This is a genomic window from Streptomyces sp. Z423-1 (assembly GCF_013009255.1).
GTDB lineage: Bacteria > Actinomycetota > Actinomycetes > Streptomycetales > Streptomycetaceae > Streptomyces > Streptomyces gossypiisoli.
In genome coordinates, this window is sequence record NZ_CP053109.1 from 4,695,613 (window position 1) to 4,716,785 (window position 21,173).

23 protein-coding genes and 1 tRNA gene are annotated in these 21,173 nt (G+C 70.5%); 9 read left to right on the forward strand and 15 right to left on the reverse strand.

The genetic code is table 11. The features are described 5' to 3' along the window. Window positions 1-218: 218 nt before the first annotated feature. The gene (locus HJD23_RS20880) at window positions 219-857 is read right to left on the reverse strand and encodes an ATP-binding protein (RefSeq protein ID WP_171110384.1); all 639 of its coding nucleotides are present in this window, start codon (window positions 855-857) and stop codon (window positions 219-221) included. Window positions 858-996: 139 nt separating this feature from the next. Further along, a complete protein-coding gene (locus HJD23_RS20885) occupies window positions 997-1,824 on the reverse strand; it encodes a glycerophosphodiester phosphodiesterase (RefSeq protein ID WP_171110383.1) in 828 nt (275 codons plus the stop codon). A gap of 247 nt (window positions 1,825-2,071) precedes the next feature. Between HJD23_RS20885 and HJD23_RS20890 the strand changes: the two genes are divergently transcribed. Both HJD23_RS20890 and HJD23_RS20895 read left to right on the forward strand, forming a co-directional pair. After that, the gene (locus HJD23_RS20890; protein WP_171110382.1) at window positions 2,072-3,556 is read left to right on the forward strand and encodes a trypsin-like peptidase domain-containing protein; all 1,485 of its coding nucleotides are present in this window, start codon (window positions 2,072-2,074) and stop codon (window positions 3,554-3,556) included. A 115-nt stretch (window positions 3,557-3,671) separates the two neighbouring features. After that, window positions 3,672-3,758 (forward strand) — tRNA-Ser (locus tag HJD23_RS20895). 135 nt (window positions 3,759-3,893) lie between these two features. Here the strand turns inward: HJD23_RS20895 and HJD23_RS20900 are convergent. The 12 genes from HJD23_RS20900 to HJD23_RS20955 form a co-directional block, all read right to left on the reverse strand. Then, window positions 3,894-5,270 (reverse strand): site-specific integrase, encoded by a 1,377-nt coding sequence (locus tag HJD23_RS20900; RefSeq protein WP_171110381.1) that lies wholly within the window; start codon window positions 5,268-5,270, stop codon window positions 3,894-3,896. 61 nt (window positions 5,271-5,331) lie between these two features. Beyond that, window positions 5,332-5,517, reverse strand: coding sequence for a helix-turn-helix domain-containing protein (locus tag HJD23_RS20905; protein WP_171110380.1), 186 nt, complete (start codon window positions 5,515-5,517; stop codon window positions 5,332-5,334). A gap of 112 nt (window positions 5,518-5,629) precedes the next feature. Next, complete coding sequence (locus HJD23_RS20910) at window positions 5,630-7,057, reverse strand: phage/plasmid primase, P4 family (protein WP_240980769.1); 1,428 nt, start codon at window positions 7,055-7,057, stop codon at window positions 5,630-5,632. Then, entirely contained in the window at window positions 7,054-7,413 is a 360-nt protein-coding gene (locus tag HJD23_RS43955; RefSeq protein ID WP_206326037.1) for a hypothetical protein, read from the reverse strand. Before HJD23_RS43955 ends, HJD23_RS20910 begins: the two co-directional genes overlap by 4 nt. Beyond that, window positions 7,410-8,315: a bifunctional DNA primase/polymerase gene (locus HJD23_RS20920; RefSeq protein ID WP_171110379.1), complete on the reverse strand. Its 906-nt coding sequence runs from the start codon at window positions 8,313-8,315 to the stop codon at window positions 7,410-7,412. The genes HJD23_RS43955 and HJD23_RS20920 overlap by 4 nt, the downstream gene beginning before the upstream one ends. An 88-nt stretch (window positions 8,316-8,403) precedes the next feature. Beyond that, window positions 8,404-8,871 carry a hypothetical protein gene (locus tag HJD23_RS20925; protein ID WP_171110378.1) on the reverse strand — a complete coding sequence of 156 codons (468 nt, stop codon included), beginning with the start codon at window positions 8,869-8,871 and terminating at the stop codon, window positions 8,404-8,406. Window positions 8,872-8,885: 14 nt separating this feature from the next. Beyond that, window positions 8,886-9,356, reverse strand: coding sequence for a hypothetical protein (locus tag HJD23_RS20930; RefSeq protein ID WP_171110377.1), 471 nt, complete (start codon window positions 9,354-9,356; stop codon window positions 8,886-8,888). A gap of 204 nt (window positions 9,357-9,560) precedes the next feature. Further along, window positions 9,561-11,678, reverse strand: coding sequence for an ATP-binding protein (locus HJD23_RS20935; RefSeq protein WP_171110376.1), 2,118 nt, complete (start codon window positions 11,676-11,678; stop codon window positions 9,561-9,563). A gap of 89 nt (window positions 11,679-11,767) precedes the next feature. Beyond that, on the reverse strand, window positions 11,768-12,091 hold the full coding sequence (locus tag HJD23_RS20940) for a hypothetical protein (RefSeq protein WP_171110375.1): 324 nt from the start codon (window positions 12,089-12,091) through the stop codon (window positions 11,768-11,770). Next, window positions 12,082-12,402: a hypothetical protein gene (locus tag HJD23_RS20945; RefSeq protein ID WP_171110374.1), complete on the reverse strand. Its 321-nt coding sequence runs from the start codon at window positions 12,400-12,402 to the stop codon at window positions 12,082-12,084. The genes HJD23_RS20940 and HJD23_RS20945 overlap by 10 nt, the downstream gene beginning before the upstream one ends. A 19-nt stretch (window positions 12,403-12,421) precedes the next feature. Beyond that, window positions 12,422-13,306, reverse strand: coding sequence for a protein spdB (locus HJD23_RS20950; RefSeq protein WP_277347777.1), 885 nt, complete (start codon window positions 13,304-13,306; stop codon window positions 12,422-12,424). Further along, window positions 13,303-13,572: a DUF6284 family protein gene (locus HJD23_RS20955; RefSeq protein ID WP_171110373.1), complete on the reverse strand. Its 270-nt coding sequence runs from the start codon at window positions 13,570-13,572 to the stop codon at window positions 13,303-13,305. Before HJD23_RS20955 ends, HJD23_RS20950 begins: the two co-directional genes overlap by 4 nt. 445 nt (window positions 13,573-14,017) lie before the next feature. Between HJD23_RS20955 and HJD23_RS20960 the strand changes: the two genes are divergently transcribed. Both HJD23_RS20960 and HJD23_RS20965 read left to right on the forward strand, forming a co-directional pair. After that, complete coding sequence (locus HJD23_RS20960) at window positions 14,018-14,812, forward strand: GntR family transcriptional regulator (protein ID WP_171110372.1); 795 nt, start codon at window positions 14,018-14,020, stop codon at window positions 14,810-14,812. Then, window positions 14,809-15,474 (forward strand): YdcF family protein, encoded by a 666-nt coding sequence (locus tag HJD23_RS20965; RefSeq protein ID WP_171110371.1) that lies wholly within the window; start codon window positions 14,809-14,811, stop codon window positions 15,472-15,474. Before HJD23_RS20960 ends, HJD23_RS20965 begins: the two co-directional genes overlap by 4 nt. 491 nt (window positions 15,475-15,965) lie before the next feature. Here the strand turns inward: HJD23_RS20965 and HJD23_RS20970 are convergent, their stop codons facing one another. Then, window positions 15,966-16,832 (reverse strand): bifunctional DNA primase/polymerase, encoded by an 867-nt coding sequence (locus HJD23_RS20970; RefSeq protein WP_171110370.1) that lies wholly within the window; start codon window positions 16,830-16,832, stop codon window positions 15,966-15,968. Between the two features lie 359 nt (window positions 16,833-17,191). Between HJD23_RS20970 and HJD23_RS20975 the strand changes: the two genes are divergently transcribed. From HJD23_RS20975 to HJD23_RS20995, 5 genes are all read left to right on the forward strand, one after another. Next, window positions 17,192-17,515: a hypothetical protein gene (locus HJD23_RS20975; protein WP_171110369.1), complete on the forward strand. Its 324-nt coding sequence runs from the start codon at window positions 17,192-17,194 to the stop codon at window positions 17,513-17,515. A gap of 199 nt (window positions 17,516-17,714) precedes the next feature. Next, window positions 17,715-18,647: an OB-fold domain-containing protein gene (locus HJD23_RS20980; RefSeq protein WP_171110368.1), complete on the forward strand. Its 933-nt coding sequence runs from the start codon at window positions 17,715-17,717 to the stop codon at window positions 18,645-18,647. Continuing rightward, a complete protein-coding gene (locus tag HJD23_RS20985; RefSeq protein ID WP_171110367.1) occupies window positions 18,644-19,054 on the forward strand; it encodes a MaoC family dehydratase in 411 nt (136 codons plus the stop codon). Before HJD23_RS20980 ends, HJD23_RS20985 begins: the two co-directional genes overlap by 4 nt. Further along, window positions 19,051-20,190: a lipid-transfer protein gene (locus HJD23_RS20990; protein WP_171110366.1), complete on the forward strand. Its 1,140-nt coding sequence runs from the start codon at window positions 19,051-19,053 to the stop codon at window positions 20,188-20,190. The genes HJD23_RS20985 and HJD23_RS20990 overlap by 4 nt, the downstream gene beginning before the upstream one ends. Window positions 20,191-20,502: 312 nt before the next feature. Beyond that, complete coding sequence (locus tag HJD23_RS20995; RefSeq protein ID WP_171110365.1) at window positions 20,503-21,060, forward strand: SigE family RNA polymerase sigma factor; 558 nt, start codon at window positions 20,503-20,505, stop codon at window positions 21,058-21,060. Window positions 21,061-21,173 lie beyond the last annotated feature (113 nt).

Genomic DNA, 21,173 nt, shown 5'->3' on the forward strand with positions numbered 1-21,173 from the left:
CCGCTTGCGCGCGGGGGGAACGGGACCCTGTGGATGACGGGGGCGTTGTGTACGACGTGGGGGGAGAAGCGTTGTGGAGAACGTAGACGGAGAAAGCGTTGTGGAAAACGTAGACGGAGAAGCGTTGTGGACAACGTGGGCGGAGAAGACGTCGGCGTGGTGCCTGGGGGCGTAGCTCTTGAGCCACCCGGCGTCGGCCCAAGCCGTCCGCCGCGGTCTCAGTCCAGGTCGTCGAACGCGTCGGCGAAGTCCAGCTCGGGTATGGCCGAGACCGGCGGGGCCGTGACACGCGTAGCGAAGTCGTCGCGCCGGTGCCCCGCAGCGGGATCGTGCACGCCGTCGTGGACCACGACCCAGACCGTGACCTCGCCCTGGGCGTCGTCCCGTACGCCCCAGTCGTCGGCCAGTGCCGTGATGATGTTCAGCCCGCGGCCGCCGTGTGCGGTGACCGAGGGGGTCGACGGGGCCGGACGGGTCGGTCCGCCGCCGTCCGTCACCTCCACGACCAGCCTGCCGCCCGGGTCCACGCGCCACGCGGCCCTGACGTCACCGTCCCCGGCCAGGGCGTCGCCCAGTGGTCGGCCGTGTTTGCACGCATTGCTCAAAAGTTCGGAAAGGATCAGTACGGCATCGTCGATGACCGCTTCCGCCACGCCACCGCTGCGCAACTGATCGCGCATCCGGTGCCGCGCCTTCCCCACGCCCGCAGGGCCATGGGGTACGGCCATGCTCGACGACGTGGGCACCTCCTGTGCCACCACCAACGCCACCCCCGAGACCTCCTTCGCCCCACGCCACGGTGTGGATGCCCCATTGGCCTGTACCGGAAACCGGCCAATCCATGTCCGGCGACGCATTCGCAACGATCGAACACGGACCGAACGCGCCGGAGCACTCCCCGTAATGGGCCGGTCAGTACCTGGCTGGATTTCGACGGTGTGGCCGAGACCGGAGGATGGTGCAGGCGCGCCCGCAGGTCAAGGTTGGTTTCATGGGTCAGCGACCCAGCTGGTCCAGCACCGCGCGCGGGCGGTTGGTGATGATGGCGTCAACGCCCAGGCCAACGCAGAGATCGACGTCCGCGGGCTCGTTCACGGTCCACACGTGCACCTGGTGCCCGGCCCGCTTCAGCCGCTCGATGTACGTCGGGTGATTGCGCACGATGCGGATCGAGGGGCCCGCGATCCGGACACCCGCGGGCAGCCGTCCGTCACGCAGCCGGGGCGAGACGAACTGCATCAGATAGACCGTCGGCAGCGTCGGCGAGGCCGCCCGGATCCGTTGCAGGGAGCGCGCCGAGAAACTCATGACGCGCACCGCGGACTCCTCGGGGGTCGCCGGGGCGTCCAGCCCGAACCGCTTCAGGAGCGTCAGCAGCCGCTCCTCCACCTGCCCGGCCCATCGCGTGGGGTGCTTGGTCTCGATCGCCAGCTCCACCCGCCGCCCGGCGTCCGCGACGAGGGCGAGCAGCCGCTCCAGGGTGAGTACGGAGGTCTCCGCCGGGTCCTCCGGGCGGTGCACCCAGTCGGGCTCCTCGTCCCGGTGGTGCAGTGACCCGCGGTACTTCCAGGAGCCGAAGTCCAGGGTGGCGAGATCGGCCAGCTCCAGCGCGGAGACCGCGCCGCGACCGTTGGACGTACGGTTGATGCGGCGGTCGTGGACGCACACGAGATGCCCGTCGGCGGTCAGCCGGACATCGCACTCCAGGGCGTCCGCCCCGTCCTCGATCGCTTTCCGGTACGCGGCCAGGGTGTGCTCGGGGGCGTCCTCCGAGGCGCCGCGGTGGGCTACGACCTGGATCCGGTGCTGTCGTGCGTGGGTCACCGCGTCATGGTGCCACCGGGACGGGGTAGCCGTGGGGCGGAGGCGGTTCGGGTGCGGTGGGAATGCGTACCTTTTGTCCGACTGGTCCCATATAAAGGTGAGTCGGACTCCCACAGCGACCGCTTATGGTGCCCTGACGTCCTGTGGGAAAAGCTGACGGCATACAAAATTCACAAGCGAGCACAGGCCCAGCGCATCGCCGCGCATCGCCGCCTGACCGAACAGCAGTGGACCGAGGAGAAAAGCTGTGAGCACCGAGAACGAGGGCACTGCGGTACCCCCGGCCCCGTCCGCACCTCCTGTGCCGGTGGACACCCCCGCAGCCTCCCCGCGGCAGCCCGCACCCGCGCCCACCCACGCCCCCGAGGCCGACGCGCCGACGACACCGATGCCGGTGACGCCTCCGGGCACCCCCGGCGCACCGGAGCAGCCGCCGCACGCCCCCGGCGTACCGGCGTACGCGTCGGCGACCCCGCAGGGCGGCTCCCCGAACACCGCTCCCGAGGGCGGCTGGCCGCCCCCGCCGCCGCCCACGCACGCGTACCCCGAGCAGGGCACCGGCGGGGCGGGTGACGGCTCCGGCTGGGGAACCTCGTACGCGCAGCCCGCGCCGAAGCCCGGCGGCCGGCGCGGTGGTCTGCTCGCGGCGGTCCTGGTGGCCGCGCTGGTCGCGGGCGGCCTGGGCGGCGGTCTCGGCTACACGCTGGCCAGGAACGACGACTCCAGCTCCACCACCGTCTCCGCCCCCGACGGTGGCGGCGACTTCAAGCGCGATCCCGGTACGGTCGCCGCGGTGACCGCCAAGGCGCTGCCGAGCACGGTCACGATCGAGGCCGAGAGCAGCAGCGGCGAGGGCGGCACGGGCACGGGCTTCGTCTTCGACACCGAAGGCCACATCGTCACCAACAACCACGTGGTGGCGGACGCGGTCGACGGTGGCCAGCTGACGGCCACGTTCCCGAACGGCAAGAAGTACGACGCCCAGGTCGTCGGCAACGCGCAGGGTTACGACGTGGCGGTGATCAAGCTCAAGAACGCCCCGTCCGGCCTGAAGCCGCTCCCCCTCGGCGACTCCGACAAGGTGGCCGTGGGCGACGCCACGATCGCGATCGGCGCCCCCTTCGGCCTCTCGGACACGGTCACGACCGGCATCATCAGCGCCAAGAACCGCCCGGTGGCCTCCAGCGACGGCACCGGCAGCCAGGCGTCGTACATGAGCGCCCTGCAGACCGACGCCTCCATCAACCCCGGCAACTCCGGCGGCCCGCTGCTGGACGCCAAGGGCAATGTCATCGGCATCAACTCCGCGATCCAGTCCAGCAGCAACGGCGGCTTCGGCACCGGCCAGTCCGGCTCCATCGGCCTGGGCTTCGCCATCCCGATCAACCAGGCGAAGTACGTCGCCCAGGAGCTGATCAAGACCGGTAAGCCGGTGTACGCGAAGATCGGCGCGTCCGTCTCCCTGGAGGACACCAGCGACGGCGCGAAGATCACCGACAGGGGCGCGGGCGGCACGGATCCGGTCGAGGCGGGCGGCCCCGCCGACAAGGCCGGCCTGAAGCCCGGCGACGTCATCACCAAGCTCGACGACACGGTGATCGACAGCGGCCCGACCCTGATCGGCGAGATCTGGACCCACAAGCCCGGCGACAGGGTCACGATCACCTACGAACGCGACGGCAAGACCAACACGGTCGAGGTCACCCTCGGCTCCCGGGTGGGCGACAGCTGACCGGTTCACGGCCGCGGTCACCCGTGCCCGCGCCGTCCGGGAATCCCGACGCTCGCACGGCTGACGCACGGGGCCGGTACGCTGTACCCGCTCCGCGCCAGGTGGCCGGAGCGAAGGTGGGTTGCCCGAGCGGCCTAAGGGAACGGTCTTGAAAACCGTCGTGGCAGCGATGTCACCGTGGGTTCAAATCCCACACCCACCGCAGCAGGTCAGAGCGTTGCAGGTCAGAAGGGGTGCCACTCTCCGGAGGGGCACCCCTTCGGCGTGACCTTGTCTCACCCTGACTCGCCGGTTTCCCACCTTTGACCAGCGCGTGCGGCCAACCTGCGGCCAGGATCTACGGCTCTTCGGACCCGCCTTCCTGCTCCGCCAACCCCTGCTCGATCAGCGCGTTCATCCTCGCTTCCTCGCCGTCCAGCACCTTGGCGTAGTAGCGCTGGAGCACCGCGACGCTCTGACCCGCGCGCCGGGCGGTCTCGGCAAGGCTCACCCCGGAGCGAAGCCAGAACGACACACAGGCGTGCCGCAGGTCGTACGGGATCGCGGCCAGCGGAGAGGCGACCTGCGCGGCGGTGAGCGCCTTCCTGCGGGCCTCCTTCCACACCGCGCCGTACTCCTGCGACCGGACGGGCCCGCCTCGTACGGCGCTGAACAGCCGCCCCTCGGTCGTGGTCCCGCAGGCTTCGAGGTGGGCGCGCAGGATGGCGACCAATACCGGCGGGATGGGCACCGGTCGGACCGCACGGCGGGCACGGTGCTTGAGCTGCCTCTCCTCGTACGGCTTGCCGTCGTCGGTCCAGGCGGACCCCACCTGCGGACGGGCGCCGGCGAGCATGAGCCGTCCCCAGCCTTCCGCGGGGAGCTCGCACTGATCAGCGCTCAGCATGGATACCTCTTCCGGTCGGAGAGCGGCGTAGTAGATGCATGCGAAGAACGCGACCAGGTGGGCGCCGCGCGGCCCCTGCGCACGGACCGCGTCCAGCAGGGCCCGCGCCTGTGCTGGTGTGGCGACGCTGCGAACGTCCAGCTCCTCCACTGCCTTGGGGGTCTCCCAGTGCACGCGGTGTAGGGGGTTGCCGGGCAAGAGCTCCTGTTCCACGGCGAGACGAAGGCAGTTGCTCAGCACCGCTCGGCGACGCCGGAACGTGTTCGCCGCTGCTGCCTTGCCGTCCTGCCGCTTGGCCAGGGCTTCCAGCACCATGCGTACGCGCTTCGCGCTGTCCAGGTCGACGACGGCCGGCGCGTTACGTGCCACCCAGGCCAATGCCTTGGCCTCCGCTTCCGGCGGGTCCTGGTCGTGGCGTCCCGCGTTGAATCCCCACTGGTAGAGCGCACGGCGCAAGAGATCGTCCGCCGGGCGTCCCTTCCCATCCGGGCACAGAGCCATCGTGGCGATGGTCAGGCTCTCTGCGATGCTCGCACGGTGTTTTGCTGCGGCAGTCGGCCACTTTCGCGCGGCGTGCGCGCGGGCATGGGCGTACCAACTCGTGCGGTTCCGCTCGCGTACCTCCGATACGGGGAGGCCGGTTTCGGTGTCGAACGGCTCGCCCTTGCGGGTAGCGGTCAGCAGCTCCGCGCGGCGGGCGTCGGCAAGCGTCTTGGTGGCGAACTTCTCCTGATTTTCTTTGCCGTCCACCTGCCATCGGAGTTGGAACGGGGCGGCCTTGCTGGGGCGTTTGCGGATGCTCCATACACGCACGTTGTAGCTGTGCATCGCTCTCCTTCATGGCGAAGGGGGCCCCGCTGAGCTGCGGGGCCCCCTTCGGGTGGTCGGATCAGGCTGCGGTCTCGTGTTCCGCCCACCACGCGTCCAGGTCGCTGCGGCGGCAGCGGATCTGTCCGTTGGGGAGCTTGATGAGCTTGGGGGCCTTGCCGCGGGCGCGCATCCGGTAGAAGGCGGCGCGGCTCATCTTGATCTCGGTGAGCACTTCGGAGAGCTTCAGCTTCTCGGGGCGGGCCATGACACTCCTCGGAGAAGGCGGATCGGACCAGGAGAGAGTTGGAGTGACATTGCTCTGAGTCGCGACTCATCGCGACTCAGAGCGGGTTGGCGGGGGCTTGAGTCGCGGTGAGTCACGACTCAGGCAAATGTGGTTCGGAGGGCTTCAACGTGATTCCGGCGTAGGTGGCCACCTGCCGGTTGTAGGCGTCGCGGGGGCGGGTGCGGTTGAGCTGGGGGACGACGGAGAGCAGGTTGCGGCCGAACACTTGCTTCGTGCCGGGGCGGACGCCGTTGTCCTCGGCCCAGTCCCGCCAGACGGCCCATAGGGTTTCCACGGGCACGCTGCACGTGGGTCCGGTGGTGCAGCGTTCGCGGACGAACGCGCTAGTGGGGGACGCGGTGTCGCGCATGGTGGTGACCGCGTCGCGGCTGGACTTCGGTTCGGTGATCCGGCCGGTGCGCTGGAGGCGGGCGAGCCCGTCCAGCGCCCAGTTGAAGATGCCGGGCATCTCCGCGATGAGGCGGTCGGTCAGGGTGGGGTCTTCCTTGCCCAGCCACGACAGGCGCGTGTTGAGCAGGACGAACCGGTTGGCGATGACACCGGAGGAGTCGCCGAAGTGCGGCAGTTCGTTGGACAGGATCATCAGCCGGGAGGGCAGCTTGCCGGTCCACACGGCGCGGTACTTACGGTCGACGTCGATGGTGTCTTCGCCCGAGACGGTCAGCAGCCGCTCGACCACCTGACTGTTGTCGTTGCCGGACAGGCGGGCGTCGGAGATGACCGCGAGCGATTTGCCGATCAGCGTGGACAGCCCGAAGTTCGAGCCCAGTCCGGCCAGGGTCGGCCCGGCAAGGTTCTCTTTGCCGACCAGCGCTTTCAGCACCCGCGCGATGGTGCCCTTGCCCGAACGGGAGGGGCCGACCATGAGCAGGATCTTCTGTAGGTCGGTGCGGCCCGAGAGGACGTAGCCGAACCACTCCTGTAGAGCGGTGATGGAGTCGGCGTCGTCGGGCCAGACCTCGGACAGGAAGCGCTCCCAGGTCGGCGCCGTGGCGGCGGCGTCGTAGGCGAAGGGGACGGACACGATGTTGAAGAAGCCGGGGGTGTGCGGCAGAAGCTCCCGGTCGCGGATCCTGAGCAGGCCGTTCTCACACGCGACGATCGGCCCGCCGTCCTGCTCGCTCGCGCTGGCGCCGCTCTCGTCGAGCCACGCGGGCGCGTCGGTGTCGGTCGGCAGCAGGGCGATGGATCCCAGGGCGTCCAGGAGGTTGCTGATCTTCTGCTTGGTGGGGGCCCAGTCGCGTTCCTCGGTCTCGCCGTCCTTGACCGGTGCCTGGTAGACGGCGTGCTCAAGGCGCTCGTACATGGCCTTGCGTACCTGAGCCTCATCGATCTCGCGCCAGCAGGTGCCGTTCCAGCGCATCCAGGACGCGCGCCAACGGCGGTACGTGAGCTGTCCGTCCTCGGTCTGCCAGTCGGGCAGCAGACGGCGGGCGACGGCCATGGGGTGGGACGGCGGGGGAAGTTCCTCGGCATCGGGGGCGGGGCGGTCGCTCATGCCGCGTGCCTCCCTTCCTGGGGGTTGCGCAGCGGGCAGGTCTCGCGGTGGGCGGCGTGGCTGGCGATCAGAGCCAGGACGCGGGCACGGCCGACGGCGCTGCGGTCGCGCCCGCACGCGCACCGGGAGGTGGCGGTCGGTGCGGCGCCGCGCGGGGCGACGATGTGCAGCCACGCGATCGGGTGGCGGCCGTCTCCGGTCTGCGGGTCAGGGCGAAGAGCAGTTCGGACGCCCTTACGGGCGGCGCCTGTCGGCTCGCCCACGGCCGCCGACGGCGCGGGCGGGTCGGCGGGATGCGGCCGGTCAGGGGTGGGTGTGGTGCCTTTACCTGGGGGGCGAGGGCGGGGGGCGGTCATGCCGTCTCCCGGGGCCAGGCGGTGCGGATGGAGTAGTCCAGGGCCTTGCGGATGGTGGCGCGGCACTCGGCCGGCGGCAGTCCCGCCGACTCGCCCCCGCAGGTAAAGGCCGCTTCCACGGTGGCGCGGTCGAGGTCGCCCCAGGCCACGAACCGGCCCACCGCCCGGACCGCGCGCAGGAGTTGGGCCTGTCGCCCGCCCTCTCGGGTGGCTGCGACTGCCGCGACTTCGCGTTCCAGGGCCACGGCGGCGTACCGGCTGGTGTCACGGGGCGCTGTGGGCAGGATCGGGGCCGTGGCGGGCCTGTGAGGGGCAGTCAGGGCCTTTTGGAGCCATTCGGGCAGGTTTGTAACCGGCGCGTCGTCCAGGACCGTGTACGGGCCGTGTGGCGTCGTGCTGCCGGGGGCGACGACCTGTCCGCCCCATGCGCGGGTGTCGACCTTGGGTGTGAGGGTGCCGGTTGTGTTGGTGAACCGGACTCCGGTGGGGGCGGTGAAGTACAGGTGCTGGCCGCCGCTGGGGGTCCGGATCCGGCGGGTGGTGGGGACGGTGTGGCCGGAGCGCTCGCAGAGCGCTTGGAAGTTGGCCGCGCCGTCAGGCGCGTCCTTTTCGTCTGTGGGCTTGAGCGTGTCGAGGTCGACGACCAGCAGCCCGGCGGGGCCGGTGGCGATGCCGACGTTGAACGGGCCCGTTGCCCAGCACCGTTCGATGCGGGCGGGGTCGGTGGTGGCGCGTTGCTCGAACGTGCGGTGCCCGTCGGCGCACTCGCCGGTACCGGGGCAACGGCGTTCACCGTGCAGGGCGGGGACCTTGCTGCGCGGGCGCAGCGGGATGACGGGCCAGCCGCGTTCGGCGGCGTCCAGTGCCGCGCGCAGCAGCGCGGACCGGTGGTCATGGGTCATGCTGGATGTCTCCAGTTCCTTGAAGGGCGCTGGTTGGCAGGGGCGGCCCCGGGTCTTTGGCGAGATGTGGGGGCCGCCCTTGGCGTAGCTACTGGTGGTCGGTGAGCGTGAGGGCGTACTGCTGGCGGACGTAGGCGCGCGGGTCGCAGATGAGGCCGGGCTGGTCCATGTCGAGCAGGAACACGGCCGCCGCGTACGCGGTCTCGGTGGCGTCGCCGTCCGCGTGGCCGGGCTTGTCGAGCAGGGCGATGCGGTCCAGCAGGGCCGCCTTGCGCAGGTAGAACTCCCGGTCCAACTCGCTGTAGCACTCGGCGTCGGCGAGGAAGCGGGCCGTCCATCCGATCTCGCTGTTGATGCTCGGGGCGCTCGCGTACGCCTGCTCGGGGGTGGGCCAGTTCTCCGGGGTGGGGCGGTGGTCGGCGGTGAGGTAGAGGCGGGTGCGCTTGGCGTCGCGGGTCGGGTACCGGCGCACGTCCCCGGTGGCGAAGGTGGTGGTCAGGGCGGTGGTGACGCGGTAGGTGTCGGCGGGGTCGCAGATGACGCGGATCTCGAACACTCGGGGGCTCCCTGTCAGCCGTTGAAGTGGTTGCGCTTGAAGACGGCCTTGCGGATGTTGACCGTGGTCCCGGGGGCGCTGTGGCGGTTGGCGCTGAAGACCTGGACGGCGATCCATCCGCCGAAGATGACGGCGGCGAGGGTGATGAGCTGGGTGATGAGCGCGGTCAGGGCGGTGATGAACGTGGTGAGCAGCAGCAGTCCGCCGCATACGGCGAGGAAGCCGACGCCCCCGAGGGCGACGTTCACGGCCGCGCGGGAGACGACCGGCTTGGCCGTGACCGGTTCGGGCTGCATGGGGTTCATGGCGTAGCCGATGACGACGCGGCCGTCCGGGAGGACGACGCTCGCCACGGCCGGGACGGCGCCGGGCTGCACCGGGATGAGCGACGCCGTCTGGACGACGACGGGCGGCTGTATCGGGGTCGGCTGGTGGACCTCCACGGCCCCCGGTACGGGGGCGTGGCTGGTGTTGTCGGGGTACATGCGGAATCCCTTCCGGCGCGTAGTCAGGGAGGCGAAGACACCCCCTTCGGGGTGCGGTGTTGAGGGGTGTTTCAGGAGTCTGACCTGCGCGCCTCCCTGACTCCCTGAACGATCATTTACGCAGGTCAGGGCGAGGGAGGCGGGTCAGGGAGGTGTTCAGGGAGTTCTCCCTGCCTCCCTGACCCGTCGGGGGTCGGCTCCCTGTCATCCGTGGGCGGAAGCGGAACCCTCGGTGTTGCGGTTGGCGAGGGCGCGGGCGACGCGGTCGCGGGCGACGACCATCACGCCGTCGGACTTGTACGGCTCCGCGCCGGCGTCGTCCAGGACGCGCTTGAGGTCGATGAACGACCAGCCGCCGTAGGCGTCCGCATTCCGTGTGGCGAGCCGCGCCAGCACGTCCTTGGTCCGCACGCGGGGCGCGTCGCCGACGACGGCGGCGATGTCGGCGAGCGGATCGTGTTCCTCGCCCCGCTCGATGGCGTGCAGGGTGGTCACGCCGTCGCGCAGGGCCTTGGCCCGGTCGGTGATGGCTTCGGCGGCGTCGTCGTCGATGTAGTGCGTGCGCACCGTGATGGACGACTGTCCGGCCGGGATGGTGATGCCGTCGGAGGCGACGACCAGGGTTCCCCGGTCCAGGCCTGGACGCAGCAGGTTCGGGGCCGCCCCGCCGTCGACGGCCTTGTCTCCCAGGGCCATGCGGGCCTGCGACTCGGTGCCCAGGGCGAGGGATGCGCGGGTGTGGGCGCCCTCGCGGACCAGCTTGGGCAGGTTCTCGTTGGTCGGGTCCTGGGTGCCCTGCCACATCAGCACGTTCACGGCCCGCCCCTGGTTGTGGATCTTCCGGACGGCCATGAAGTACCGGGAGTTGGCCTTGGAACCGCCGTAGGGGCGCTTGTCCGCGTCCTTGGCCGGGCACATGAACGCCACCTGTGCTTCGTCGACCAGCACGATCAGCGGCGGGAACACGGTGCCGGGCGGCGCCTGGATACGGAGGTTCATCTCGTCCACCGCGCCCTCAACCATCTCGGTCACCTGGATCACGTGCTCATCCGTCGGACCCTGGATCAGAGTCGTGGCGAGCCCGTCGAACATGGCCCAGTCGCCCACACCCTTGAGGTCACCCATGAGGAACTGCACCGACTTGTCCAGCGACAGCCACAGAGCCAGGGAACGCAGGGCAACGGTCTTGCCCTGGTTCGACAGGCCCGTGATGAGCAGGTGGCGCTGGTACAGGCTCAGCGCGGCAGCGTCCCCGCGCAGGTCCTGACCCCATGGGGCCTTGCCCTTGGCGTAGTCGGCGGTCATCGTGTCGTCGGTGACCAGCGGGGACGGGCCGATCGGCTCGTCCAGCGCGCCGGAGTCCGCGATCCACAGCCGCACCGTCCGCGCGGCGGTCGGGATGGTGATGAACACCTCGTGTTCGTGCCGGGTCAGGTTCTCGGCAAGCTTGCGGCGCTTGTTCTGCACCTCGTTGGTGGACACTCCGGAGGGAAGGGTCACGTCGACCTCGACACCGCATCCAGCGATGGTGATCGGTCCGAGCATGGACGCGCCGGCGTCGCCCATCTCCTTGATGGCTCGCGCCAGGGCGGGGACTCCGAGGTCGCGCAGGGCCTTGACCACGATGGACGGCGTGATCGGCTCACCCTCACCGTTGCGGACGTTGGCGGGCAGTGCCCAGTTCGGCGCGGCCTGCTGCTTGCGGCCGACCGACCACAGGGCGAGCAGGGCAAGGAACGGGCCGATCGTGAGCGCGGGACCCCAGACGACCTGCACGATCCGGATGAGCAGGGCGATGAAGTCGAACGTCGCCGACAGGGGCGTGATGACGTCCCCGACCTGCCCCGTGTTGAGGGCCATCACCACTCCCAGGGCGACCAGGACACCGACGCCCATCCCGGTGCCGACGGCCACGCCCTTGGCGGCCTCCACCGGGGAGTGGAGCAGGTCCATGCGGCGGTGGTGGCGGGCGGCGCGGAAGCGCTGCAACCGCTCCTCCCACTCTTCGGCCGCTTCGAGGTTCCCCGCGGCTTCCGCAGCCCGGATCATCCGCTCGTAGCGGGAGCCGGTTCGGCCGTCCCAGGTCCGGCGGGCCACGATCCGCCCGCCGTTGAAGGTGTAGAGGCTGTGGCGGGCGGCGGCTCGCGCGGCGGTGCGGGTCCGCTCGTGCGTGAGCGCAGTCTTCACCGCGCGTCCGGAGCGCACCCACAGCGGGACGGGGGCGGGCGGTGCGGGGTCGGGGACCACGGTCAGCGTGGTCACGGCGGCGGGTTCGGTGGACGGGTCGGTGTTCTTGTGCAGGTGGACGACGGTGTCACCCATGACGGGAGCACTCCTGACTGCCCCATGCGGGGCGGGAAGTTGAGGGAGACCCCGCCTGCAACTAGGGCGGGCGGGGGCGGGGCGGTGGTTCAGGCGCCGCGACGGGCGCGGTTCTCCGCGTGACTGAACTGGGACGGCTCGGTACGCGGGGCGTCCTCGTACCAGCAGAACGGGCGGATACCGTCGGCCGCCCTGAACACGCGGACGGCCGTACCGGGCGCGGCGTGCGGCAGGCCGTAGACGCGTGCGCCGTCGAGGGAGGCGAGCAGGCGGGCGCCGTGGTGCTCGCAGCCGTCCGCGCCCGCGTTGACGCGGTCCAGCACGGTCACCACGACCTCACCGCCGCATGGGGTCGGGTCGTCCGGGTGCGCGGCCGGGCAACGGCCGCTCGCGGGCGGTGTGTTCACCACCACCGCGACGCGCCCTTCTTGGCGGCCTTGGCGGCGGCGTACTCGCGCACGATCCGCGCCCGCTCGATGTGCAGCGCGGTGATCTCGGCCGTCAGCCGCGTGACCGCCTGCTCCGAGACGGACTCCAGTCGGTTCTCCTGCCGGGTGGTGCTCCTGCCGCGCAGGACCCGGTACGAACCCCCGGCGAGCGCCCCGAGCACGGCGCGCCGCTCGGAGCTGTTCAGGGGCCACGTCTCGCCCCGGCGGACCGCCTCCAGCTTCCGGTTCGTCTTGGTGATCTCGCGGTCGATGCTGCGGGTGTCGGGCTTGCCCATGGGTGGACTCCTCAGACAGTCACGGTGCGGAGCGGGAGGGGTGGGCCACGACGCGCTTCCATGCGGCGCGCAGGCGCATCTCGGATGCGGAGTGGCCGGACGCGCGGAAGCGGATGGCCATCTCGCGGTAGGACAGGGCGGGCGTCTCGCTGTGCCGGATCTCGTCGACCAGCGCGTCAAGGGCGGCGTCCGAGAGGGCGTTGCCGTCCCCCGCAGGGAGCGCGGCAACCGGCTCCGTGGGCCCCCACACGGGCAGTTCCCACGCGGGTGTGACGTCGGGTGTGACGCGGGCCGTCACGCTGGTCAGCGCCCTGCCGGTGTCCTCGCCCCGCCGCGCCGTCTCCAGCATCGACCACGCATCGGCGAGGGTTTCGGCGGTCCTGGCCTGGACGCGTGCGACGCGCGCCCCCGCCTGCGTCACGGCCGTCAGCCGGGTCTCCTCGGTGGCCGCTTCGGCCCGCAATCGGGCACGGGCTACGGCCGCTTCGTCGCGGGCTTCCTGCTGGATTCCCGCGATGGCGTCCAGCGCCACCGGGGTCAGCGCGGTGCGCTCCCACAGACCATGCACCAGCCACAGCGCCTTCGCCGCGACCGGGAGCCACGCCACGGCCAGCCACGCGCCGCGCGAGTGGTCGGCCATCAGCGCGTGAGCGACCAGCACGCCAGTAGCGATCAGGCCGAAGGACCAGCCGACGGCGGTCACCGGGCGGCTGTGGTCGCCCTGCGCGGCCAACCGGCGCTCGTAGGCGAGGGTGGCCAGCCATCCGCCGTCGATGCCGAGACCGACGACCAGAGCGACGGGCCACGGCATCGCGGTGCCCAGCCACATCACCACCACGGCGAGGGTGAGCACCATGGACACCGCCGTCATCGCGACGGCGGGCAGAACCGTCCGGGCCTTCACGCCGCACCGCCGGGCGCGCTCGCGCCAGCCGTGCGGTTGGCCAGGTCCCGCCGCGCGGTCAGGACCCGGTTGCGGGCCCTGCGGATGCGGCGGGTGTCGACCTCGTTCACGGGGCAGTCGAGGGTCTTGATCTGCGCGTCCAACAGGTCGACCTCCGCCAGGATCAGCGGAGACTCGGCCTCGATCGCGTCCAGCTCCGCATCCGTCGGCTCCATGAAGTCGGCGAACGCGGTAACAGCGTCCTGAACAGTGACGATGTGGCTCATTGGGTCGTGTTCCTCTCAGCGGTGGAACGGCCCGAACAGCACCCCCCGGAGTTGGGCCTCCGGGGGGTGTGTGCCGTTGTTGGAGAAAGCCGCGTGTCACACGCGGCGCGGCCACTGAGCAGCGGCCGAAGTGCCCCGGATCGGACTCGAACCGATCGGGTTGCCGTAGGGGGCACGCCGGTCTTCTCCGCCTTGTTTCCGACCCCTTCGGGCAGGCGGACCACGGGTTACCGGCAGTTCCCTGTGTGAAGTTCTCAAGGCGCTTGCGCTTCCTTCGAGCCCGTTTCACGGAGCCCTCCGGGCGGCATAGGAGCAGCCCAATAGGGACGCTCCGGGCCGCTGTCCTAGGACTGCGGCCGTTCCAGTAAGACCATGACGCACAGTCCCAGGACTGTCAACAGTCCTGGGACTGTGTTTCACTGGTCGGTGTCGAAAGGAGTGCTGCATGGCGCCCAAGTGGCGGGAGCTTGCGGACCGACTGGCCGAACAGATCAGGAACGGCGAGTACGCGCCCGGTGCCCAGTTGCCGCAGATCAGGGACCTAGTGGAAGCGGGCGAAGGCTCGAAGTCCACGGTTCATGCGGCCTACAAGGCGTTGGAAGCCGAGGGGCTGGTCACGTCGTCGCGCGGACACGGCACGGTCGTCCGTGAGCGGGCCCCGCTCAAACGGCTCGGCATCGCGCGATACGACAAGGCGAAGTGGCGGGACGGCGATGAAGTTGCGTTCATCGCGGACCGCGTGGCTTCCGGACGCACGTACAAGCGGAGCGAACAGACTCAGACCGTCAGCCGGGTCCCGGCGTCAGCCGCCGTCGCCCAGGCGCACGGTCTGCCGGAGGGTGCCGAGGTCTACGCACGTGCGCGGGTGGTCAAGGAAGGTTCACAGCCGACGCACACGCTGACCAGCTACTACCGTCCCGAGCACGTAGAAGGGACGCGCATCGTCGACCCGACGCCGGGGCCCGCCGGTCGGGGCGGTGGCTTCCGTGTCCTGTACGACGCCGGATACGAGATCGACCACATGCAGGAAACGCTTTTCGCGCGCATCCCCACGGCGGATGAGGCCCAGCTCCTCCAACTCGCGCCGGGCGAATGGGTGGTGGAGTTGCACCGGACGACGTACACGGCCGACGGCACCGTGGTGGAATTCGCGATCGGCGTTCACGCGGCGACACGCTTCGCCTGGACGTACGACTTCAAGGTTCCCGACTCAGCGAATGCGGAGGGCGAGAGCAAGTGATCTCAGCACAGGCATGGGCCGACGCTCAACGGCTCTGGGACTTTCAGCAGATGGGCCACGACCCGCGCCCATGCTCTGTCGCGATCGGACTTGGCAGTCATGACCTAGGAGTCGCGGACACAACCGCTGATCTCTATCACCGGGGCATGATGCCGCTGATCGTCTTCACCGGGGCGACCAGCCGCACCACACGCGACCGAATGCCGCGAGGAGAGGCTGAGCACTACCGCGAGCGGGCGATGGAACTGGGGGTGCCGGCTGACGCCATCCTCGTCGAGCCGCGGGCCCGGAACACAGGAGAGAACATTCGCTTCTCTCGCGCACTGCTCGAAGAGCACCGGGTCTCCGTGTCGTCCGTCCTGCTGGTCAGCAAGCCGTACGAGGAACGACGGGCCTACGCGACCGCCCGCAAACTGTGGCCCGAAGTCGAGTGGCTCAGCGCGTCCACACCCATGACCCTGGCTGACTACGTCGACTCGATCGGAGACGCACGCCTGGTAATCGACATGTTGGTCGGTGCGCAGCAGCGGCTCATGATCTATCCGCAGCAAGGATTCATGATCGAGCAGCACATACCCGATGAGGTGGCCGCAGCGTACGAGCGCCTGCGCGACACCGGGTTCACAAGCCGACTCGTGGCAGATACCGCAGCTCGGAAGTAACGGCATCACGTGAGCCCTGTGAGGCCCGCTGTGGCCAACCTCCGGCCAACTTGGGACACCACACACGCTGTGCGGAGCGATAGGCGCAGGTCACGCGGGATGGAGGCGCGGGAAACTGGCTGGTCTTGAAAACCGTCGTGGCAGCGATGTCACCGTGGGTTCAAATCCCACACCCACCGCAGGTGAACGGCCCCTGACCTGGGATTGAGGTCGGGGGCTTGTTCATGTCCGAGTACCGCGGAGCACTGCGGTTCCCCGTGAGTTCCCGGGCGATCGGGCACGCGAGGGGCACGCGTCGCTTGTCACTCCTGGGCCCGATCGAACGGCATGGGGGCGCCTGGCGGGATCACCCACGGGCTGCCGGAGCTGCCAATGGCCTTGGCGGGGCGCTCGTGCCCATCTGATCTGCGCGGGACCTTCCGGTGCCGTGAAACGGGCAGGGGCCGCCGTGCCTTGCCCGGCCCGAACCCACCGGCCTGATCGTGGGCGTTTCACGGCCGGTGCCCCGTCAGCCGGGCCGCCGACGCGATGGTTGCTCGGGCCTCCCGTTCGCTGAGCCCCGTCCCGAGGGCCGCTTCGAGCAGGGCGGGGATCAGGTCGGGGGCCAGGCCGTTCTCGTAGGCGCGGCAGGCCGCCCAGAAGAGGCGGGTGTTGCGTTGGCCCTCGTGTGCCGCGAGGACGAACTGGACGAGGCCTTGGCCGTGGCCGCCGGTTCTGCCGCTCGGTGTGGTTGGCGTGCGCGGCGGGGGGAGCAGCAGGCGCAGCAGGGCCGGTGGGCAGGGGGCCGGGGCCAGGTGGGCCGTGCCCGGTGCCGTGCCGTAGACCCCGTGGTCGGTGCGGGAGCCGGGGCCGACGAGGTAGCCGCCGGCGCCGCGGATGTCGATGCCGGGGGCGAGGCGGCCGGCCGAGTTGGGGACGGCCACGTCCGGCGGTCCGGTCAGCCACAGGTGGCGGCCGCCGCTGGGGGTGAGGACGACCACCGTCTCGGGGATCGTGAACAGATGCCGCAGCGCCAGTTCGCGCAGGGCGGCCGAGGAGTCCGTACCCGACTTGGTGTCCAGGTCGATGCCGATGAGGTGGCGTGGGGGCAGGCCGCAGGCGATGCCGTAGCCGGTGGCCCAGGGGGCGGCGGCGAAGAGTTCGCGGATCCGGCGCGGGTCGGTCGAGGCGTCGTACACCCCGTGTCCGAAACGGCCGCACTCACCGTGGCAGGCGGGGGCCGTCGGGTCGGCGCGGTGGGGGGAGCGGAGGGCCGGGAGTTTGGTCCGGGAGAGGGGGATGACGGCCAGGCCGCGCTCGGCGGCTGACAGGGCGTGTGCGAGGGCCAGCGTCGTGGCCTGCCGATCGATGGTGGCCATGGATTTATTTTCGTACGAGTGTTCGAAGAAGGGAAGGGGGGAGCGTGCGGCGCGCCGGGGGGTCGGGGATTGTGCGGAAGGTTGGCGGAGCGCTTCATCCCTTGTGTCGCTTGGGGACGAGGCGTCCCGTGCGCCCTGAAGTGAGAGGCCGATGTGACCTAAGGGGTTTATCGACTTGTCATCACGCTTGAGGGCGAATCGCGCCTTCCGGGATGGTTCGCCGGGGATTCGGTGGGCAATTCTGATCACGCGACGTCGTGCTCACAGCGCCGGGGTGGTCGGCCAACTGCCCTGGTCCACGCAGTACTTCACGCTCACGGCCGTCCGGCCGGGCGTATCTGCTACTGGAGGAAGCAAACATGGCAAGTATCCGTACCGCCCGCGTTGTCGCCGCAGTCTCCGCCCTTCCGCTCGCAGCCGCCCTCTTCGCCGGTGTTGCGACGGCGGACAACGGCTCCTTCGCGGACAACGGATCGACCGCCTCCGTCACCAACGCGTTCGCGGGCATCATCGGCAGCGGTGTCGGCGACGACAACAACGGCAACTCGTCCACCACCCAGCAGCAGGCGGTCGGCACCGGCGCCTCGAACCAGAGCAACACCGCTCAGGTCGACGACTCGGCGTACACGGCCCTCCAGCAGGGCAACGGGAACGTCGCCGTCAACTTCTATCCCTGGTGGTGATCCGAGGGGGCCGGTGCACCGGCGCCGGCCCCCTCGGCTTCCGTGTGGGGTGTGCTCAGTGGGGTGAACAAGGTCAGTCCGCGCGGCGGTGCTTCGGCGCCGCCGCGCAGGCATTTTCATCGGCGGGTGCTGCCCTTGACAGGCAGTGGTCATCTGACGGACAGTCAGAAACTGTCTACGGGAAGGGGGTACGACGGCCATGGACGGCACGGATCGCACCGGCGGCGACGACCTCTTCGCGCGCCTCAAGGCCTACGAGGGCCGCCCCGCCACCCTCGCCGGTACCGGCAAGGACCCCGTCAACCTGCCCATGATCCGCCACTGGTGCGAGGCCCTCGGCGACACCAACCCGGCGTACACCGGCCCCGGCGCCATCGCCCCGCCCACCATGCTCCAGGCCTGGACGATGGGAGGACTCGCAGGCCATACGACGCGGACACCGGCGTACGACGAACTCCTCGGCCTCCTCGACGAGGCCGGCTGCACCTCGGTCGTCGCCACCGACTGCGAGCAGGAGTATCTGCGCCCGCTGCGTCCCGGCGACGAGATCACCTTCGACACGGTGATCGAGTCGGTGTCGGCGAGGAAGACCACCAAGCTCGGCACCGGCTACTTCGTCACCACCCGCACCCGCATCCACGCCGGTGGCGAACTCGCCGGTACCCATCGCTTCCGCATCCTCAAGTACGCTCCCGCCCGCCGGAAGAAGGCCCCGGCCGACACCCGCCCCCGCCCTGTCGTCAACCGTGACAACGCCGGTTTCTGGGAGGGCGTCCAGCGGCACGAGCTGCTGATCCAGCGCTGCGCCGACTGCCGTACCCTGCGCTTCCCCTGGCTCCCCGGCTGCGACGCGTGCGGCGGTCTGGACTGGGACACCGTCCGCGCGGCCGGGGACGGCACGGTCCATTCGTACGTCGTCATGCACGATCCGCCCTTCCCGGCCTTCGACCCTCCTTACGCCGTCGGCCTGATCGAGCTGGCGGAGGGTGTGCGGATCGTCAGCAACGTGGTCGGGGTGCCGTACGACAAGGTGCGGATCGGGATGCCGGTGCGGCTGGAGTTCCGGCGGTACGACGACGAGTTGGTGCTGCCCGTGTTCCGAGGAGAGCTGTTCCGAGGAGGGCTGTCGTGAACGTGGGTGACGAGCTGCCGGTGCTGGAGATCGAGGTCACCCGCACCCTGATCGTGGCCGGGGCGATCGCCTCGCGGGACTACCAGGACGTGCACCACGACCCGGACGTCGCCCGGCAGAAGGGCTCCCCGGACATTTTCATGAACATCCTGACCACCAACGGCCTGGTCGGCCGCTATGTCACCGACCACTTCGGCCCCGCCGCCGTTCTGCGCAAGGTCGCCATCCGGCTCGGCGCGCCCAACTACCCCGGCGACACCATGGTGCTGACCGGCCGCGTCGAGGCGATAGACGGAGGGACGGCCGTGGTCCGGGTGACCGGCGACAACGGCATCGGCCGGCATGTCACCGGCACGGTGACCCTCAGGCTGCCCGCCGGGGGCACTTCGGCCGGGGGCACCTCATGAGGGCGGCGATCGCCGGCATCGGCGCCACCGACTTCTCCAAGGACTCCGGGCGCAGCGAACTGCGCCTGGCCGCCGAGGCCGTGCGGGCGGCGCTCGACGATGCCGGGCTGACGCCGGACGACGTGGACGGCATGGTGACCTTCACCATGGACACCAACCCGGAGATCACCGTCGCCCGGGCGTGCGGCATCGGCGAGCTGTCCTTCTTCTCCCGCGTCCACTACGGCGGCGGCGCGGCGTGCGCGACCGTGCAGCAGGCGGCGTTGGCGGTGGCGTCCGGGGCGGCGGAGGTGGTGGTCTGCTACCGCGCGTTCAATGAACGTTCGGGGCGGCGCTTCGGTTCCGGCGTCCGGCATCGGGAGCCGTCGGCGGAGGGTGTGGCACTGGGCTGGGTGATGCCGTTCGGGCTGTTGACGCCCGCGTCGTGGGTGGCGATGGCGGCGCAGCGGTATCTGCACACCTACGGCCTGACTCCCGAGGAGGCCTTCGGGCCGGTCGCCGTCACGGCCCGCCGGTACGCCGCGGCCAACCCGGCGGCGTACTTCCACGGCCGCCCGATCACCCTCGCCGACCACGCCGCCTCCCGCTGGATCGCCGAGCCGCTGCGGCTGCTGGACTGCTGCCAGGAGACGGACGGCGGCCAGGCCATCGTCGTCACCTCGCTCGAACGCGCCCGGGACCTGCCGCACAGCCCGGCCGTGATCGCGGCGGCCGCCCAGGGCGCGGGCCGGGGGCAGGAGCAGATGACGAGCTTCTACGCCGGTGATCTGACCGGGCTGCCGGAGGCGGCGGTGGTGGCACGGCAGCTGTGGCGGACGGCGGGCTGCGGTCCGGGCGACATCGACGTGGGGATCCTGTACGACCACTTCACGCCCTTCGTGGTCATGCAACTGGAGGAGTACGGGTTCTGCGGGCGCGGCGAGGGGGCCGGTTTCGTCGCCGAGGACCGGCTGCCGCTGAACACGCACGGGGGGCAGCTCGGGGAGGCGTACCTGCACGGCATGAACGGGATCGCGGAGGCGGTACGACAGCTGCGCGGCACGTCCGTGAACCAGGTGCCCGGCGCGGAGCGGGTGCTGGTGACGGCGGGCACGGGCGTGCCGACGTCGGGGCTGGTGCTGACGGCGGGGGGATGACGCCCCGTGAGGGACGCTTGGCCGCCTGACCGCCGCGAGGTGACTCCTGGAAACGCGCCCCCTGACCCCCTGACCGCCTGACCGCCTGACCGCCGAGAGGGCGAGCCCCCTGACCGCCGCCCAACGACCCCGAGGTGACCGCCCCTCCCCACGCCCCCTGCGCGCCCCTTAGGGGACACACCCGCAGTAGGACTCCCTCCCTCGTCCACCTCCAGGAGGTGCAGTCAGCCCCACCTCTACACCCTGAGGGGGACTCTTCTTCGGGACCTGCGGGCGATCCGGACGAGGGGGCCGCGAACCTAGCTTGGAGCCATGACCACACCCGTCTGCACCACCGCCTCGAACGCGGCCGTACCCCGGACGCAGACCCTCACGTACCCGTCCTTCGCGTCGTACGTCCGGGCCCGCCAGCCCGTGCTGCTGCGCACCGCCCGGTCGCTCACCGCGAACCCGTGCGACGCGGAGGACCTGCTGCAGACCGCGCTCACCAAGACGTATGTCGCCTGGGAGCGCATAGAGGACCACCGCGCGCTGGACGGCTATGTCCGCCGCGCGCTGCTGAACACGCGTACGTCGCAGTGGCGCAAGCGCCGGGTGGACGAGTTCGCCTGCGACGAGCTGCCCGAGCCGGAGCCGCTGCCCGGCGGCGACGACCCGGCCGAGCAGCAGGCGCTGCACGACGCGATGTGGCGGGCGATCATGAGACTCCCGGCCCGGCAGCGGGCGATGGTCGTCCTCAGGTACTACGAGGACCTGAGCGAGGCCCAAACGGCCGAGGTGCTCGGCGTGTCGGTCGGCACGGTGAAGTCGGCGGTGTCACGGGCGCTGGGCAAGCTCCGCGAGGACCCCGAGCTCGGGCTCGTCCGGTGACGTGAGCTGCGCTTTGTTCGATCCCGAGCCGTTCTGTCGGGCAACGTGAGGCGATCGATCATCCGGATCTAGTGACATACCGCTTGGTATGTGCGCAGAATCAGCCGCACACC